This window comes from Opitutus sp. sgz309028 (assembly GCF_059821195.1).
Map to the genome: position 1 here is coordinate 1,437,465 of NZ_JCAMRR010000002.1, position 16,382 is coordinate 1,453,846.

The following is a 16,382-nucleotide window of genomic DNA, read 5'->3' on the forward strand; positions in this document are numbered from 1 at the left end:
TGGGTGTGTCGGTTTTCGGCGCAGCCGGCGCGGCTCAGGTCCGCACGGTCTTTTCCTCGGCTTCCGCCCACAAGGTCACGACCGGCCACAACGCGCACCACGTCAGTAAAATGGCGGGATTGTAGAAGAGAAAGTCGGTCCACGCATGCGCGAGGACGATCAACAATCCGGCTACGAGCAGCACCGCGAGTGGGTTTTCCCAAAAGCAGATTTTGATCAGCCGCAGAAACCAGAAAAGCCCGGCGATCACGATCAGCGCCACGCCGGGGAGACCCAGCTCGACGGGGATCTGCAGGAGATCGTTGTGCGCATGGTCCCAGAAGAGTCGGCGTTTGCCCTGTTGAAAAATCTCCGGGTGCTTCTGCTGGTAGATCGGGAAAAGGAAACGAAAGCTCCCGGCGCCCGTGCCCCACTGCCAGTTGTCCTGCAGCATCTCCCACGTCGCGCGGCTCGCGATCTGCCGCGAGCGCACGGACGCGTTTTCGTCCTCGAACAGCCGCTGCATGCGATCCAAGGCCTTTTCGGCCGAAAGCGCGGAAAAACCGACGTAACCGAAGCCGCCCAGCGCCGCGATCAGCGCGATGCTGACGAGCGGCCGACGCAGGTCCGAGGGCTGCCGCCATTGAAAAACGAGAAATGCCAGACCTGCCGCGAGGACAAAAGCGGCCATCGCGAGTGTGGCGCCCCGCGCGTAGCTCACGACGATGTTGGTGGCGAGCAGCACGGCGAAAAAAACAAACAGCGCGGACGGACTCGACTTTTCCATGCGGCGCAGTCCGCGCAGGTAGTGCCACGCGGCCAGCGCCGTCGCGACGATCAGGATGAGCAGCAGATACGCGCCGGCGTGATTCTTGTAGATGAAACTGCCGAAGAAGGACGCGTTGGCCGACGGGATTGACCAGTAGATTTTGCCGTTGGACGTCAGCCGCTGCACGAGCGCGAAGAGCGCCAGCGCAAAGCCGTTGGCGGCGAGGCCGGTCAGCAGAAGTTGAAGACTGCGGCGACGCGTGAGCCCGATCCAAATCGAGCACACCAGCAGCCAGGCCGCGCCGTAAATCACGAGCATCCGCCAAGGGCCGCCCAACACGAACGGGTTCGCGGTGCCGGACGGCAGCCAGTCGATCCGTGGCAGCATTTCCATCCACCACAACCGGTCGCGCTCGATATAGATCCAACCGGGATTGAGGGCCTGCACCACGATATAGCCAAGCAGCAGCAGACCGCACCAGAACACGGGAAACTTCAACAGCCGCGGGAGCGGGAGCATGCGGAAATCCGGACCGGTCGTGAACTCTGCCGTATAGGTTCGCGGCATCAGCGCCACGGCGAACGTCACGAGTGCGAGCACGAGACTCGTGAGTTGCGCCCACCAACGCATCCCGCCGAGCGCCCAAGGCAGGAAAACCAGCTGGGCCAGGACCAGGCTGAGCAGGATCTTTTCAAGCGGATGGAGCCGCTGGCGGCGCGACGTCGCGCGGAACCGCTCGAGCCGGCCCGCCGGACCGAATGGAAGAGGCTGGGAGTCGTCCACCGCGCCACCATGCTGAAACTCGTCGACACGGGAAGTCATTTCCCGGCGGTTCGCCGGAACAAACGCCGCCGGTTCATTTTCCCCCTAAACCGCCGGTTCGGGATTCGTGACGCCACCCCGCCGCCGCGGATTGGCGTCAGGAACACCCCGGCGACGCAGCCGGGGGAACCCGCCGGGAAATCGCTTGCCTCACCCCCATGCCCGTGAACACTGCGGCTGACTATCACCGGCCCACGCGGGCCTCGCAAACCACCGCGGGCATACCCCGCTCGATCACATGGACGACACGCCTGCCAAGGAAACTCCCGCCAAGGAGTTCAACAAACTCGATCTGAGCCAGCTCCAAGGCTTCAGTTTCGGCACCCAGTGGACTCAGGACAAAACGTCGGCGCCCGACTCACGCGAGCGCTCGGACCGACCACGTCGGGAATATGGACCTGAACGTCGCGACGGTGCGGGCGGTCCCGAGCGGCGCGATCGCCGTTCGTTCCGTCGACCCGCCGGTGGCGACAATCCCGGCGGCAGCGGCATGGCGGGCGGAGCCGGCGGCGGTTCGTCCGGCGCGGAGCCCGGAGCGCGGCGCGAGTTCAATCCCGAGCGCGGTCCGCGGCGTGAGTATCAAGGCGGACCTCGTCGCGATGGCCGCGGCGACCGCGGCCCCCGTCAGGGCGGTTTCGGCGCGCGACCCGAGTTCCAGGATCGCGGGCCTTACGAGAGCCCGTTGTTCAACGTCGCGTTTTATCCGGAGGACTCGAGCTTCAGCGCGCTCGCGAAAACCATCCGCTCCTCGTGCCGCACGATCGAGTTGTTCGAAATCGCGCGCACGGTGATCGGAAAATCCGATCGCTTCGTGGTCGTCCTGACGCGCAAGACTCCCGGCTCGCCGGGCGCGGGTCCGTCCGACCCCCAAGCGCCGGCCGCAGCGAGCGCCGCGAAGCAACCGATCTATATTTCGGTGCCGGATGGAATTCCGTTCGAGAGCGACGAAGCCGCGTTGAACCACGTGTTCACGCAGCACCTCGGCCGCTTCTTCGACACCGCGGAGGTCGAGGTCGAGGCGCCCAAGGGGAATTTTCAGGTGATCAACAAATGCGGCGTGACGGGCGAGTTGCTCGGGCCGCCGAATTATCACCGCTACCAGCAAATCGTGCAGCAGCACTTCAATGCGAAGATCAGCCGGATGCCGTTCGAGGTTTTCCGCAATCGCATCGAGACCGTGCGCGATCCGGAGGTCGTGGCGCAGTGGCTCGCCAAGATGAAGAAGGCCACGCGCTATACGCTGAAACAGCCGAAGAGCGCGACGCCGGTCGCGGTCCCGCCCGTCGCGACGGAGCAGGTTCCGGCGGAAGTCGCCGCCGCCGCGACGGCCGAGGTGGCGGCGCAGGAAAGTTCGACGACGCCCGAATCGGCGCCGACGCTGACGTTCGACACCTTCGAGGATGCGCGCACCTATCTGCTGACCCAGGCGCGCGAGAAACTCGTGCGCACGGTCGAGAGCGCGCGCTTCCACGGGAAGCTCGTCGAGACGATGCCGCAAGGCGAGATCCGCCGCGCGATCGAGGGAGCGCTCGAGCGCCAGCGTCGTTTTCCTCTGGATACGGCCAACGCCCTCCGCGGCCGGCTGCGTCGCGAGCATTTCACCATCTTCAAGAAAGGCTCGAAGGGGATCAGCTACGTGTGCGCGGTGAAGCGCAAGTTCCGCGTCCCCGGCCAGACCTTTGCCGAAACGATCAGTGCGCTGATCGCCTTCATCGAGGCGCATCCGATGATCCGCGCGAGCGAACTCGCGTCGAAGTTCCTCGGCATCGAAAACGCCACGCCCAAGACGCCGGAAGCACCGGCTGCCGGTGCGGAAACGCCGGCCGAGGGCGCCGAGGCCACGAAGGCAGAGCCCGTGCTCTCGATCGACGATCGCGCGCGCATCAGCCGCATGCAGGGCGATCTGCGCTGGCTCGTGACCGAAGGTTACGTGACGGAGTTCATCGATGGTCGGCTCTTTGCCCCGCCGCCGATGGTCGAGGCGCGCAAGAAGGAGGTCGAATCGGAGGAGCACGATCCGGAAAACTTCCCCGAGGTGCCCGCTTCCGAGTCGGCCCCGGCTCCGGCCGCGGCCGCTCCGGAGGTCTCCGCCGCAGCGACTGCGCCTGTCGTGACGGAAACTCCCGCCGAAGCGGACGTGAAGCAGGAATTGCCGAGCGACCCCGTCGCCGCGGAGGAAACTCCCGTCCCCAACGCTCCTGCGCCGGTGACTCCGGCGGCCGAAGCCGCACCGGAGCCCGAAAAGCGCGACGCCGAGTCACCCGCCACGTGATTCACCGAGCCCGACGATTTCGTCGGGCTTTTTTTGGACGCAAAGCGTCGTTCGCGACGCCTCGCACGCTCAAGCCAGCCGCAGCGTGTGCCGTTCGTCGGGCGTGATGCCGAGCGTCAGGTGCAGCGTGCCGGCCGGTAGGAAGCCCTCGATTTTCTCAGGCCACTCGACGGCGAGGCACCACGGGCTGACGAGGAAATCCTCCAGCAGGAGGTCCTCGATCTGCGTCGCGTTCTCCAGTCGGTAGGCGTCGAGGTGAACGAGGGTCCGCTCCGGCCCGCGGTGCACGGTGTAAATGTTGAAGGTCGGGCTGGTGACCGGTTCCGCCACGCCGAAGCCTTGGGCGAGACCTTGCACAAAGGTGGTTTTGCCCACGCCGAGATTGCCGTGCAACGCGAGCGCGATGTCGGGCGGCAGCGCCGCGGCGACGCGCGCCGCCCAGGCGCGGGTTTCATCCGCGGAGGAGGTGACGACGCCCTGCCGAAGTTGATCCAGGGCCTTCATCGCGGACGCCGGGCGCGCAAGTGCTCGTATCCGCGATACGGAGACAAATCGAGCGCGGTCGCGGAGCGGCGCCCGCGTTTCACGAAACGACCGAGGTAGGACAGCGCTGTCCGCGGAAAGGCGTGCGACCACGCGCGTTCGAATGCCGCCGCGTCCGCATGCGCCGCGAGGGCGAAGAGCAGTTCGTAATCCTCGCCATCGGTCAACGCGGCGCGCAGCGTGGCGCCGCGTCGCCGCGGAATGCGCGCGGACTCGATCTCCGGCTCCGCGCCCGCAGGAGTCAGCGCGTGCAGGTCCTTCGCGAGGCCGTCGCTCAGATCCATCATGGCGGTGACTTCCGGGCGGCGCGCCAGCCAGGCGCCTTCCTGCAGCCGCGGGGTGAATTTGAAGTGGTGTCCGGAACGCAGGCTGTTGCCGAGCGTGCCCGTGACATAGAGCGCGTCGCCGATCCGGCCGCCGGTCCGCGTGAGGAGGCGGTCGCCGGTGCTGTCTCCCAGCAGCGTGAGACTGGCGGCAAGCGTGCCGTCCGCCTGCGCGATGTCGCCGCCGACGATGGGCACGCGATAGGCGCGGGCGCACGCGGCGAGTCCGCGATAAAATCCCTCGAGCCAGCGCAGGCTTGTGCGCGCGTCGAGCGTCAGCGCCAGCACGGCGGCGGTGGGCTTCCCGCCCATGGCGGCAAGGTCGCTCAAGTTGCGCTTCAAAAGCTTCCCGCCCACCGCGCGGGGCGGCACCGCAGCGTTGAAATGCCGCGGATAGATCACCGGATCGACCGTGATGAGCTGCCGACGCCGCGCCGGCGGCAGCACAGCGCAGTCGTCGCCAATCCCGAACGGCGCGCGCGGCGAGGCGGCGCCCAGCCAGCGGCGAATCGCCAGGATCAGGCGCTCTTCGCCCAAGGCGGCCACGGAGTCCGGGAAACGTCGGGTAAACGGAGCCACGGCGAGAAGATTACGGCGGCGTGAGGCCGGCGAAAAGCACGAGGATCGTGTGCAGGTTGAAAATCGCATGCGCCACCATGGCGGTGCCGATGCGGCCCGTGCGTTCGTAGCCCAGCGAGAAAACCACGGCGAGGGCGGTGAGCGGCGCGAAGCTCGCCAGGCCATCGAGTGTGGTCCAGTTGACGTGCAGCGACGCAAACAGCAGCCCCGGCAAAACCAGCGCGAGCCAGCGGGGGATGCGCGTGCGCAGGTAGCGGAAAATCGTCGCGCGAAACAGCAGTTCCTCGGTGATCGGCGCGATCAACGTCGCGAGCACGATCATGACCGCGAGCAGTGTCTTCGAATCGGCCTGGGCGAACATGCGCAAAAGGTCCTGCTGCTCGGCCGGCAAGCCGGCGAGTTTCAGCACTCCGAGCCAGAGCAGGCTGGTGACGGTGACGACCGGCAAGGCGATGAGAAACGTGGCCAGACCCGAGCGCAGGGTGGTGCGGTCGAGTGGCGGCAGCAGCGCCGGATGACCGAGCTTCAGCGGCAGCAGGCACGGGCCGATCAGGAGACCGACTTGAAACGCCGCGCTGCCGACCACGGTCACCGCATCGGTGGAGAGCGGGAAGGCGCGCAGCGCCACGCCGGCGACCGCCGAGGCGATGAGCGCCCCGATGACGATGACGAAGGTGAAAAAGAGGAACTCCGAGGGCGAGACCGACCAGGGCGGGAGCGCTGTCGGCGCAAACCGGAGTCGCGCGCGCGCGGCGGGACTCCACACGTGCCGCCACAGCAGAAACACCCCGAGCAGAAGCAGCGCGAGTTCGATCGTGTAGACGACTTGTTCAGTCACAACGACGGGCATGGCGTGCGAGTGCGGAGGAAAAGGCGCCGCGCGGCAATGCCGGAGGCGCTCCGTGGGGCACGCCGGTGGCGGAGCGTCCGGCCGGCGGAGGAAATCCTACGCGAGCAGGCGGCCGTTGCTGAACACGAGGCGGCCGTCGACGATGGTCGACTTGACGCGGCCGGTGAGCGTCTGCCCGTGCCAGGGCGAGTTGCTCGATTTGCTGAAGCCGGCGCGCGTGTCGTAGGTCCATTTTTCCGCCGGATCGAACACACAAATGTCGGCGGCGGCACCGGAGGCGAGCGTGCCCGCGGGCAGATTGAGGATCCGGGCGCCGCAGCGGGTCATGAGGTCGATCACCCGCGGCAACTTGAACCGGTTCTGCCGGACGAGCACGTCGAGCGTGACCGCCAGCGATGTCTCCAATCCAAGGATACCGTTCGGCGCGTAGTCGAACTCCTTGTCCTTCTCGTAGTCGGTGTGCGGCGCGTGGTCGGTGCTGATGCAGTCGAGCGTGCCGTCGCGCAGTCCTTCGATCAGCGCCTGCCGGTCCTCCTCGGTGCGGAGCGGCGGGTTCATCTTGAAATTCGTGTCGTAGGTCGAGAGGGCCTCGTCGGTGAGGGCGATGTGATGCGGCGTGGCCTCGGCGGTGATGCGGGCGCCGCGGCTTTTGGCGCGGCGGATGACGTCGACGGAAAACCGCGAGGAGATGTGCTGCAGATGGATGTGGGCGCCGGTGTATTCGGAAAGGATGACGTTACGCGCGACGATCAGGTCCTCGGCGGCGTTGGGCCAGCCGCGCAATCCGAGTCGCGTGGACACGGCGCCTTCGTTCATCACCGCGCCCTGCGTCATGGACGCGTCCTGGCAGTGGTCCATGACGGGCAGGTCGAACATCTTCGCGTATTCGACCGCGCGGCGCATGAGCTCGTTGTTTTGCACGCAGTCGCCGTCGTCGGTGATGGCGACGACGCCGGCGCGCTTGAGAGAGCCGATCGGGGCGAGGGCCTGGCCCTTCATGCCGACGGTGATGCAGCCGGTGGGGAGAACCTTCACGACGGCGTCGCGGCGCACGGCGTCGTTGATGAACTGGATCGTGCCGGCGTTGTCCGCGGGCGGCGAGGTGTTCGGCATGCAGACGACGGTGGTGAATCCGCCGGCCGCGGCGGCGCGGGAGCCGGTGGCGATCGTTTCCTTGTGGGTCTGGCCCGGCTCGCGGAAATGGACGTGGATGTCGACGAGGCCGGGGCAGGCGACGAGCCCGGAGGCATCGATCTTCTTCGCGCGTTTTTTTGCGGCGGCGGAGAGCGAGTCGACAATCTTGCCGTCGGTCACGAAGAGGTCGCCAACGGCATCGCGTTTGGCGGCCGGATCGATCACCCGGGCGTTCTGGATCCAGAGGGAAGGCATGGCGAAAAGGTCGGAGTCGGAGGAAGGCGCGACGGCGGAGGGTCAGCGGGTGTGGTCGGTCGCGATGGCGTTTTCCGGCTGGCCGCCGGCGCAGAGATAGAGGACGGCCATGCGAACGGCGATACCGTTGGTCACCTGTTCGAGGATCACGCTGCGCTCGCCGTCGGCGAGTTCGCTGTCGATTTCCACGCCGCGGTTGATGGGGCCCGGATGCATGATGATCGCCTTCGGGTTGAGCCAGCTGGCGCGGGTCTTGTTGAGTCCGAACATGCTGGTGTATTCTCCGAGCGAGGGGAAATGACCGCTCGACTGGCGTTCGTGCTGTATGCGCAAAAGCATGACAACCTCCGCGTCGGCGAGGGCGCTGCGCAGGTCGTGCGACACCTTCACGCCGAGATCGGTGAACCAGTGCGGGACGAGCGTGGCCGGACCGACGAGGGTGACATCCGCTCCCATCTTCGTGAGCGCGTGAATGTTGGAGCGGGCGACGCGGCTGAAGAGAATATCGCCGAGGATCACGACCTTGCGGTTCTTCAGCGAGCCGAGGTGCTCCTTCATCGTGAACGTGTCGAGCAGGCCCTGGGTCGGGTGCTCGTGGGCGCCGTCGCCGGCGTTGACGACCGGGATGCCGAGGATGCGCGAGAGGTAGAGCGGCGAGCCGGCGGCGGCGTGACGGATCACGATCATGTCGGCATTGAGCGCCTGGATGTTCTCCGCGGTGTCGCGCAGCGTTTCGCCCTTGGTCGTGCTGCTGCTGGCGGCGTCGAAAGAGATGACGTCGGCGCTGAGGCGCTTGGCCGCCATTTCGAACGCCATCCGTGTGCGCGTGCTGGGTTCGAGGAAGAGGTTGACGATCGTCTTGCCGCGGAGCGCGGGGACTTTTTTCACGCTGCGGGTCAGGGTGCGTTTAAACGCGACCGCGGTGGCGTGGATCTGGTCGATCTCGGCGAGCGAGAGTTCCTCGAGCGTGAGGAGGTGTTTGCGCGTCCAAGGCATGGAAGTGAAAAAGGCAGAGGCTCAGGTGGTGGCTTTGCGGGCGGCAATCGTCTCGATGCGAATCGCATCGCGCGCGGGATCTTCGGGGTCGAGGCGCACGACCACTTTCTCCGTCTCTTCGGTTTCGACGGTGAGAGCGCAGTAGTCGGGCGCGAACGGCAGGCGGCGCCCGCCGCGGTCGACGAGGATCGCGAGCTCCACGCGGCTGGGCCGGCCGTGATCGAAGAGTTCGTCGAGTGCGGCCTTCACCGTGCGGCCGGAGAAGAGCACATCGTCGACCAGGATCACGAGGGCGCCGTTGACGTCGGCGGGAATGTGCGTCGGCGCGAATTCCTTGGGAATGGGATTTCGGCCGATGTCGTCGCGGTGGAAGGAAATATCGAGCGTGCCGGTGCGCACGGCGGCCGAGCGGCCGGCGGCCAGGCGGGCGCTCACGCGTCGGGCAAGCTCGATGCCGCCGTTGGCAATGCCGAGCAGAAGCAGCGGAGCGCCATCGGGATGTCGGGCGGCAATGGCCGAGGCGAGACGCTCGATGGCGGCGTGAATCTCTTCAGAACTAATGGTCTTGGGTTGGGCCACGAGGTCTGGTTCTGCCGCCGGGCTCCAGGGCGGTAAAGAGAAATGTCGGTCGCAGAATGGGCCGCGAAACGCCGCGGGGTTGGCTCGCGCCGTGGGGGCGCACGCGAGCGGGATCACGGATTCGCGACCGTCCGGGCGGTCACATCGAGACCGTCTTGCAGCAGCACGGCGCGATTCGGCTGGGCCTCGAGGCGATTGCCATGTGAGTCGCTGCCCGCAGTGAACTTCAGTCGCGAGAGGCCGCTGACTTGAACCGGTGCACCGTTGTCCTGATACAGGTCGCCGCCGGCGATCTGCGTATCGGTAGCCGAACCGAGAAGAATCACGGGTTGAGCATCGCCGAACGCCGTCACATTCCCGAGGTAAACGGGCCCTTGAAACGCCACGCCCGGCGCGTAGAGCCCGGTCACGCCGGAGGAGGCGAAGTAGTGGGTGTTGGCGGTGCGCACGCCGCCGAATTTTCCATTGGCGCTCGCGATGGCGATGTAGGCGATGTCCGCGATGCCGTCGTAGTCGACCCCCGCCTTGAAGAGCGCCTGATTCACGGCGTTCGCCTTGCCGACGGTGAAAACGGAAACGTGGGTCTGCTCGGTCGCGCCGGTGATTACGATGCCGGCGTGGCCTTTCATGTAGCGAATGCCGGGCTGGTTGTAGTTGAGCGGGCCCGCGGGTCCCGAAACGCCCTCGAGCACGAGCGAAAGACTGCCCGGCCCGGAGAACTCGACCTGCACGATGTCGTCGTCGAGATCGACGAACGAGGTGCGCGTAATCTGGCCGAGCGGGTAGTCGGAGGTGATGGTTTCCGCTGCACCCGTGACCAGCACTTGGTCGAAGATGTTGCCGTTGGGATGACGGACGTCGCGGTCGACCTCGTTGCCGTCGCCGGTCACCTTGATCGCGCTGGCGAGACCCACGATGGCGGGAAGACTGCTGGCGCTGGCGCCGTTGACGAGGGCCGTCGCGCTGTAAAGGCCCGTGCTCGCCGGCTGGAGATGGCCAAGGGTGTAGCTCGAGCCCGTGGCGCCCGCGAGAAGCACGCCGTTGCGGCGCCATTGGAAGGCGGCGCCGGGAGTGACATCGGCGGTCAGCGTGACGCTGCTCCCGACGCCCGCGGACTGGCTGGCAGGTTGGAGGCTGAAACGCGGAGCGATCCGGGTAACCGCTCCCCATTCGAGTGGAAAACGTCCGAACAGCACGCCGCGCGCCTGAACGCCGCTCGCCCCGCCGGAATAGGAAAAGGTCGCGCCGGCGGCATCGGTCGGCGAACTCGCGGCAGAAACGCGCTGCACGCCGGAAATGGCGACATCGTCGAAGAACCAGCCGACACCGGGCTCCGTCTGTGGATAAAACGAGGTGCCCCGAGTTTGCGTGTAAGCAAAACGGATACGGAAGGTGCGGCCCGCGAGGCCGGCGAGAGGCACCGTGCGTGAAACGAAACTCGTCTCGCCCGCTCCGCCGCTCCCGGGCTGCCGGTAAACGTCGGTCCACGACACGCCTTCGTCGGTGGAAGTCTGGATCCGTGCAACTTGGTCGGCGGTCGCGAATCCCAGCCGGCTGCGCAAGGTGAGTTGCGGGGAGGAACCGGCGGGCGCGAAAAAGATGTCGTTGCCGGTCAGAAACTGGTCGTCGGCCGTCGGCGTTGCGAGGTGATAGCTGGCAGTCCCGGCGGCCACGGTCGACGTGGTGCGCGCGGAGTAGGCGCCGGTGGTGCGGGCGGTCAGGCTCGCGAGGTTGTTCTCCGCATCGTAAACGGGAGCTGTCGGATCCAGTGTCACCGAGCGCCACTGCACTTGCGGGACGAACGGAGGCTTCGCGACCGTAAAGGTCGACGCGGCCACGGCGCTGACGGTGAAGGTGACGGCATCGGGCCCGGGTCGGTCGGGATCGAAGGCGATCACGTCGTAGATGAAGGTCTGGGGCGTGCCGTTGACGAGCACGTTGCCGACCGTGACGTGAAACGTGCTGTCGGACGTGACGGCGGGCGGGCTGCTCGTGTTGGTATCCAGATTACCATACGACCACACGAGCGAATTTTCCCCCGCGCCGCTCGCCCGGGCTTCGATGTTCACCGGCACGGCGGCACCGTCGCGGGTCATGGTCACTGTCGCGTTTGCGAAGCTCGCTCCGGGATAACTGAAGGACCAACGGGGGAAGATCAGCGGCGCGGGAACATAGCCGGCCGGCGGCCACGCGACGTAGGTGGTGCGGGTGGAGGGACGCGGAGAGTTGTAATTGCCGTCGAGGATCCACGTCGCGTTGGCGGCATAGTTGGAGCCTGTTTCGGGCACGTCGCCGATGCCCATCTCGCGGGTTTGCGGATAAAGCAGCCAGCGACGGTGGCCCGCCATCTGGTTGCCGGCGCCGGGATCGGCGATGTAGCCCGTGATGGCGTCGGGTCCGGCGAGGCCGATCGAAAGATTCGAGTTTCCGGCCGCTTCGGCGCCCGCTGGAGTGTAGAAAATCCAGCTGGAGGGCGGATTGTGACTGAGCGCGCGATTGGCGCTCATCATCAACGCGGCTTGCTGGGCCTTTGCGCTGAAGGTGGAATTCAGGGTCACGGCGGCGGGCACACCGGCGAGGGCGCGGAAGAAATTGATCCGAAGCAGCACGGCATCCTTGAACGCGGACGAGGTCTCGCCGGCCGCGCCGGTCGAAAAGCTGCCGGTCCAGCCCATGGGCACGTCGTCCGAGGCGCCGTAGAGCGCACGGTAGAACTGCCTTGCTTCCTCGCGCGACGCGGGATTGACGCTGAGCGCGGGGAGCGCCGAGGCGCGCAGCTGAGTTTGTGCTCGAAGTTCGGATACACGCCGCGCCGTGGGGGCGGTGGGCTGGGCAAAAATCGCGCTGGTGCCAAGCAGCAGCGGAAAAATCAATCGGAGCAGGCGCATGGGCGGAACGCAGCGAGCACACGCCATCCGGCGTGACAAGTGCCGGCGCAAAAATCGGGCGCCGACCTGAGGGCGTCCGCACCGCGGATCAGGGTGTCGGATTCACCACGATGCGGCTGGTGACGTCACTGCCGTTTTCCTGCAGCGAGGCCCGATTCGAACGCGCCGGCAGCGGACGTCCGTGCGAATCGACGCCGGCGGTAAATTGCAGGCGGGTGATGCCGCTGACCTCGACGGGCCGGGTGTTGGCCTGCAGTAAATCGCCGCCGGCGACGCGCACATCCGTGGCGGAGCCAAGAATCAGCATCGGCTTCGCCGAGTCGAACGCGTTGACATTACCAACGAAGACCGGGCCGGTGAACGCGACCCCGGGCGCGTAAATGCCGGTCAAGGGGCGCTGCGCGAAATACTCGGCGTTGGCAGTGCGCACGCCGCCGAACTTTCCGTTGGCGCTGAGGATCGCGATCGAGGCGATGTCGGCGATGCCGTCGTAAGGCGTGTCGGCGTGTCCCTGGAAAAGCCGGCTGCCGTTGTTGGCGGGATCGTTGGACGCGCTGATCGGTGCGAGGATGTTGTAGCGCTGCGTGGGATCGTAGGCGGTCATGCGACCGACGCTGAAGACGGAGACGTTGGTCGTCTCGTCGGCGCCGGCGATCACGATCGTGGCGTGGCCTCTCACGTAGCTGATTTCCGGCTGCGTGTAGTATTCGGGCGGCGCGGCCGGATACGGATTGGCGATCACGAGCGAAAGCGTGCCGGCGCCGGAGAACTCGACCTGCACGATGTCCTTGTCGAGATCGACAAAGGAGATGCGGGTAATCTTGCCTGGATCGGCGGTGAGCGACGCGGCGGTGACGGTGTCGCTGCCGTTAAGCAGTAGTAGTTGATCGTAGATGTTGCCGTTCGGATGTTTCACGTCCGCGTCCACGATCCGTCCTGAGCCACTGACCTTTGGGGTGGTGGTGACGCCCACGATGGCGGGACGGGTAAAGGTCGCGCCGAACTCGTTGGTGAGAATGGCGGTGTAGATGCCGGCTTTCGTCGGGTCGGCATTGACGATCGACAACGTGGGACCATTCACCTGTGGCAGGTCGTCGCCGTTGAATTGCCACCGGATCGACGACACCGGGCTGCCGCTCGCGGCGACGGACAGGGTCACCGTCCCGCCCATGGCCGTCGTGTTCGCTGCCGCAGGCTGGGCGACGATGGCGAGCGGGCCGGGAACGTGGGCGGTGCGGCGCGCGTTTTGTTGCAGCATCGGCCACGGTGACGTCGCGGCGTCCTGGCCCAGGTTGAACGCGTGGAGTTTGGCGTCGGCGCTGCCGATGAAGAGGCGCTGATTGGCCAAAACGGCGGAGGAGCGAATGCGCAGCGCCGTCGCAAACGTGCGCACGAGCGTGCCCGTGGGGCTGACGGCGTAAACGACCCCATCGTAGGCGCCGATGTAAACGGTGCCGTCCGCCGCAACCGCGGGCGACGACGCGCGAACTTCGTCACCGAGCGTGTAGGTCCACTTGGTGGCGCCGCTGACCGGATCGAGGGCGTAGAGCTTGTGGTCGTAAGCGGCGAAATAAACCGCGCCGTCGATTCCGATGGCCGGCGAGGAACTGATGCTGGCGTCGGTGCCGTCGAACGCCGGCAGCGCAATCGACCATTTCACCGCCGCGGCACGAGGACCGGGGGTGAGCGCATAGAAGCGGCCGCTGAGCGTGCCGAAATACAACGTGCCGTCGGCGGCGATTGCGGGCGAGGTGTAGATGTCGCCGTTCGCCGTGTAGGTCCACTTGAGCGTTGCGCTCGCACCGCTGTCCGTGAACGCAAAGAGCGTTCCGTCGGTGGTGCCGACGTAGATCGTCCCGTCCGCCGCCACGACCGGCGAGCAGTAGGTGCCGCCCTTGTCGGCGGTGTTGAGCGTGTAGTTCCACTTGAGTTCGCCCGTGTTCGTGAGGGCGTAGAGCTTCAGGTTGTCGCGGAAATAAATGGTGCCGTCCGTGCCCAGGGCGGGTGCGGAGAAGGAGGGCGAACTCGCGGCGAAGCTCCATTTTTTCTCTCCGGTCCGGGCGTCGAGGGCGTAGAAGGAGGCATCGAGCGAGGCGATGTAAACGGTGCCATCGCCGGGTGCGATCGTGGGCGTGGCGCCCTCGATGCTGCCGATCGGGGTCGAGCCGGCGGGGTAGCGCCATTTTTGAACGCCGTCCTGAGTGACCGCGTAGACGTAACCTTCGACCGATCCGAAATACACCGTGCCATCGGACGCGACGGCGGGCGACGACGTCACCTCGTCGTCGACGGGAAACTCCCACACCGAGTCGGTGAGCGTCAGCGTGATGTTGCCGCCCTCCGATCCGTCCCGACGCGTGTTGTCGACCTGGAAGAAATACGTCGTGCCGGCGGTCGCCTCGAACCGGACAAGCGAATCGGAATTGGTGGCGGAGGAATTGTCGTTCGCGGCGATTCCGGTCACGTCGGCGACGCTGCTGCCGACGTAGACGGCGGCGGTGGCATCGACCTCCGTGGAAAACGCCGCGACGTGATAGCGTCCGCTGTCGGGGGCCGTCCATTTATACCAGAGGGTGTGGCCGGCGCCGTTCGGGGGAACGGCTTCGCCGTTCTGCCGGGAGCTGTTGAGGTTGGTGGCGGTGAGTCGCACCGCGCGACCGGAGATGGTTTCGGCGTTGGCGAAATCGTCGTTCGGCGGGACGGTGCCGATCTTGAGAACCGTCAGTCCGGCGTCGCCGTTTTTGCCGGCGATCGCAATCTGATAGGTCGTCCCCTGGGTCACCGTCGTGAGTATCCGGCTGGTGGTGACACCTTCGGCGTTGTCGTTCGACGCGAAGGGTGTGAGCGCGTTGAGCGAGGCGCCGGTGTAGATCGCGAGCACGGTGTCGTAGTCGCTCCCGTTGGTGTCGAAGCCGACCTGACCGGAACTGGGCGCGGTCCAGCTCCACCACAGGGAGCTGCTGGCGGAGCCGAGGCCCGCGTGCGTGGGTTCGCCCAGCGCGGTCTCGCGGGTGGCGCCGACGTTGGACGACCGGACGCGGATGTTGGGGCCGGCCAGTTCGGCGCGGGCGGCGAAGTCGTCGTTGAACGGCAGATTGCTGGTGGCGGTGAGCGCGAGGGCGAGATTGAGACGCCCCCCGGTCTGCACCTTGCCGCGGAGCGTCGGCAGTTTCGTGGTCGAGCGCAGGAGGCGATTGATGAGCTGCCGGTAGGTGTCGCTTGGATACTTCGCTTTCAACAGCGCGAGCGCGCCCGTGACATGCGGCGCGGCCATGGAGGTGCCGGTGGCCAGCTGGTAGCCGTTGTCGCTCGTGTTGTAAGTCGAGTAAATCGCGGTGCCGGGCGCGGCGAGCTCGACGGAGCCGGAACCGTAATTCGAGTAGTCGGGGTCGAGCACATCGCTGCGGTTCGTCGCGGCGACGGCGACGATGTTGTCCAGCGCGTAGGCCGCCGGGTAGTCGGGGATGGTGTCGTTGTCGGTCGCGGCGTTGCCGGCCGCGGCGACAAAGATGATGCCGGCGTCGCGTGCGGCCTTGAGCGCATCATATTCGGCGGATGAATACGTCGAGCTGCCGTAGCTGCCGTTGATGAGGTGGGCGCCGTGGGCGATGGCGTAGTTGATGCACTCGACGGAGTCGGAGGAGGAACCGGTGCCGGTCGAATCGATGAACTTCAACGCCATGAGCTTCGTCTTCCACGCGATGCCCGCCACGCCGAGGTTGTTGTTGCCCACCGCGCCGATGATGCCGGCGACGTGCGTGCCGTGGCCGTCGTCGTCGTTCGGCTTGTAGTAAAGCGAGGGCAGGCTGCTCGGCATGAGCGCGTTGATGCCATGGTTGCCGCTGCCGTCGCTCCAGAGGTTCGCGAGGAGATCGGAGTGAGTCAGACGAATGCCCGAGTCCGCCACGGCGACGACGACGTTCGACGCGTCGGTGAGGGTGTTCCAGGCGGTGACGGCGCCGATGTCCGCGCCGATCTGCGTGGAGTTGCGAAGGGACCACTGCTGGTTGAACGAAGGATCGTTCGGCAGCACGCGGGCGTAGCGGATCCGGTCGGGCTCGACATAGTCGTAGCGGCCGGTGGCGCGAAGGCGGGCGATCGCCTCATTTACGTCATCGCCGGCGTCGAGTTCCAGGACGCGAAGACGGTCGACGCGGTCGAACTTGCGTCGCAGCCGCACGCGCGAGCGGCGTTCGACGGCTTCAATCTCGTCGCGGAAATCCGCGCGCGGTTTCGCCAGGATCCGGTGATCGCGATAGCCTTGGGCGCGCTCCTTGGGCGTGAGCGGGTCGGGCGCCAAGGCGGCGGTGGCGACAGTAATGACCGCCAGAAAACAGGCCAGCAGACGGACGAAGAAAGTGTTCAAGCGAGGAGGCCGGGATCGCATTACGAC

General features: G+C 66.4%; 10 protein-coding genes. 1 reads left to right on the forward strand and 9 read right to left on the reverse strand.

Features of this window, described 5'->3' with window-relative positions:
* Positions 1 to 34: 34 nt before the first annotated feature.
* Complete coding sequence (locus AC6RV7_RS11655) at positions 35 to 1,570, reverse strand: O-antigen ligase family protein (protein ID WP_500094150.1); 1,536 nt, start codon at positions 1,568 to 1,570, stop codon at positions 35 to 37.
* A 238-nt stretch (positions 1,571 to 1,808) separates the two neighbouring features.
* On the opposite strand from AC6RV7_RS11655, the gene AC6RV7_RS11660 reads away from it, so the two are divergent.
* Positions 1,809 to 3,842 carry a hypothetical protein gene (locus tag AC6RV7_RS11660; protein ID WP_500094151.1) on the forward strand — a complete coding sequence of 678 codons (2,034 nt, stop codon included), beginning with the start codon at positions 1,809 to 1,811 and terminating at the stop codon, positions 3,840 to 3,842.
* Positions 3,843 to 3,911: 69 nt separating this feature from the next.
* Here the strand turns inward: AC6RV7_RS11660 and tsaE are convergent, their stop codons facing one another.
* From tsaE to AC6RV7_RS11700, 8 genes are all read right to left on the reverse strand, one after another.
* Positions 3,912 to 4,346 carry a tRNA (adenosine(37)-N6)-threonylcarbamoyltransferase complex ATPase subunit type 1 TsaE gene (tsaE, locus tag AC6RV7_RS11665; RefSeq protein WP_500094152.1) on the reverse strand — a complete coding sequence of 145 codons (435 nt, stop codon included), beginning with the start codon at positions 4,344 to 4,346 and terminating at the stop codon, positions 3,912 to 3,914.
* Positions 4,343 to 5,287, reverse strand: coding sequence for a thiamine-phosphate kinase (thiL, locus tag AC6RV7_RS11670; protein ID WP_500094153.1), 945 nt, complete (start codon positions 5,285 to 5,287; stop codon positions 4,343 to 4,345). The genes tsaE and thiL overlap by 4 nt, the downstream gene beginning before the upstream one ends.
* A 10-nt stretch (positions 5,288 to 5,297) precedes the next feature.
* On the reverse strand, positions 5,298 to 6,137 hold the full coding sequence (locus tag AC6RV7_RS11675; protein ID WP_500094154.1) for a CPBP family intramembrane glutamic endopeptidase: 840 nt from the start codon (positions 6,135 to 6,137) through the stop codon (positions 5,298 to 5,300).
* Positions 6,138 to 6,233: 96 nt separating this feature from the next.
* Positions 6,234 to 7,526, reverse strand: coding sequence for a dihydroorotase (locus tag AC6RV7_RS11680; RefSeq protein WP_500094155.1), 1,293 nt, complete (start codon positions 7,524 to 7,526; stop codon positions 6,234 to 6,236).
* Between the two features lie 42 nt (positions 7,527 to 7,568).
* Positions 7,569 to 8,522: an aspartate carbamoyltransferase catalytic subunit gene (locus AC6RV7_RS11685; RefSeq protein WP_500094156.1), complete on the reverse strand. Its 954-nt coding sequence runs from the start codon at positions 8,520 to 8,522 to the stop codon at positions 7,569 to 7,571.
* Between the two features lie 21 nt (positions 8,523 to 8,543).
* A complete protein-coding gene (gene pyrR / locus AC6RV7_RS11690) occupies positions 8,544 to 9,101 on the reverse strand; it encodes a bifunctional pyr operon transcriptional regulator/uracil phosphoribosyltransferase PyrR (RefSeq protein ID WP_500094157.1) in 558 nt (185 codons plus the stop codon).
* A 113-nt stretch (positions 9,102 to 9,214) separates the two neighbouring features.
* Complete coding sequence (locus tag AC6RV7_RS11695; RefSeq protein ID WP_500094158.1) at positions 9,215 to 11,989, reverse strand: CAP domain-containing protein; 2,775 nt, start codon at positions 11,987 to 11,989, stop codon at positions 9,215 to 9,217.
* An 88-nt stretch (positions 11,990 to 12,077) separates the two neighbouring features.
* On the reverse strand, positions 12,078 to 16,355 hold the full coding sequence (locus tag AC6RV7_RS11700) for a S8 family serine peptidase (RefSeq protein ID WP_500094159.1): 4,278 nt from the start codon (positions 16,353 to 16,355) through the stop codon (positions 12,078 to 12,080).
* Positions 16,356 to 16,382: the final 27 nt, after the last annotated feature.

Coding starts and splice junctions, on each gene's coding strand:
- AC6RV7_RS11680 (WP_500094155.1), bottom strand. CDS start 7,526: ATGCCTTCCCTCTGGATCCAGAACGCCCGGGTGATCGATCCGGCCGCC.
- AC6RV7_RS11660 (WP_500094151.1), top strand. CDS start 1,809: ATGGACGACACGCCTGCCAAGGAAACTCCCGCCAAGGAGTTCAACAAA.
- AC6RV7_RS11675 (WP_500094154.1), bottom strand. CDS start 6,137: ATGCCCGTCGTTGTGACTGAACAAGTCGTCTACACGATCGAACTCGCG.
- AC6RV7_RS11685 (WP_500094156.1), bottom strand. CDS start 8,522: ATGCCTTGGACGCGCAAACACCTCCTCACGCTCGAGGAACTCTCGCTC.
- AC6RV7_RS11695 (WP_500094158.1), bottom strand. CDS start 11,989: ATGCGCCTGCTCCGATTGATTTTTCCGCTGCTGCTTGGCACCAGCGCG.
- tsaE (WP_500094152.1), bottom strand. CDS start 4,346: ATGAAGGCCCTGGATCAACTTCGGCAGGGCGTCGTCACCTCCTCCGCG.
- AC6RV7_RS11655 (WP_500094150.1), bottom strand. CDS start 1,570: ATGACTTCCCGTGTCGACGAGTTTCAGCATGGTGGCGCGGTGGACGAC.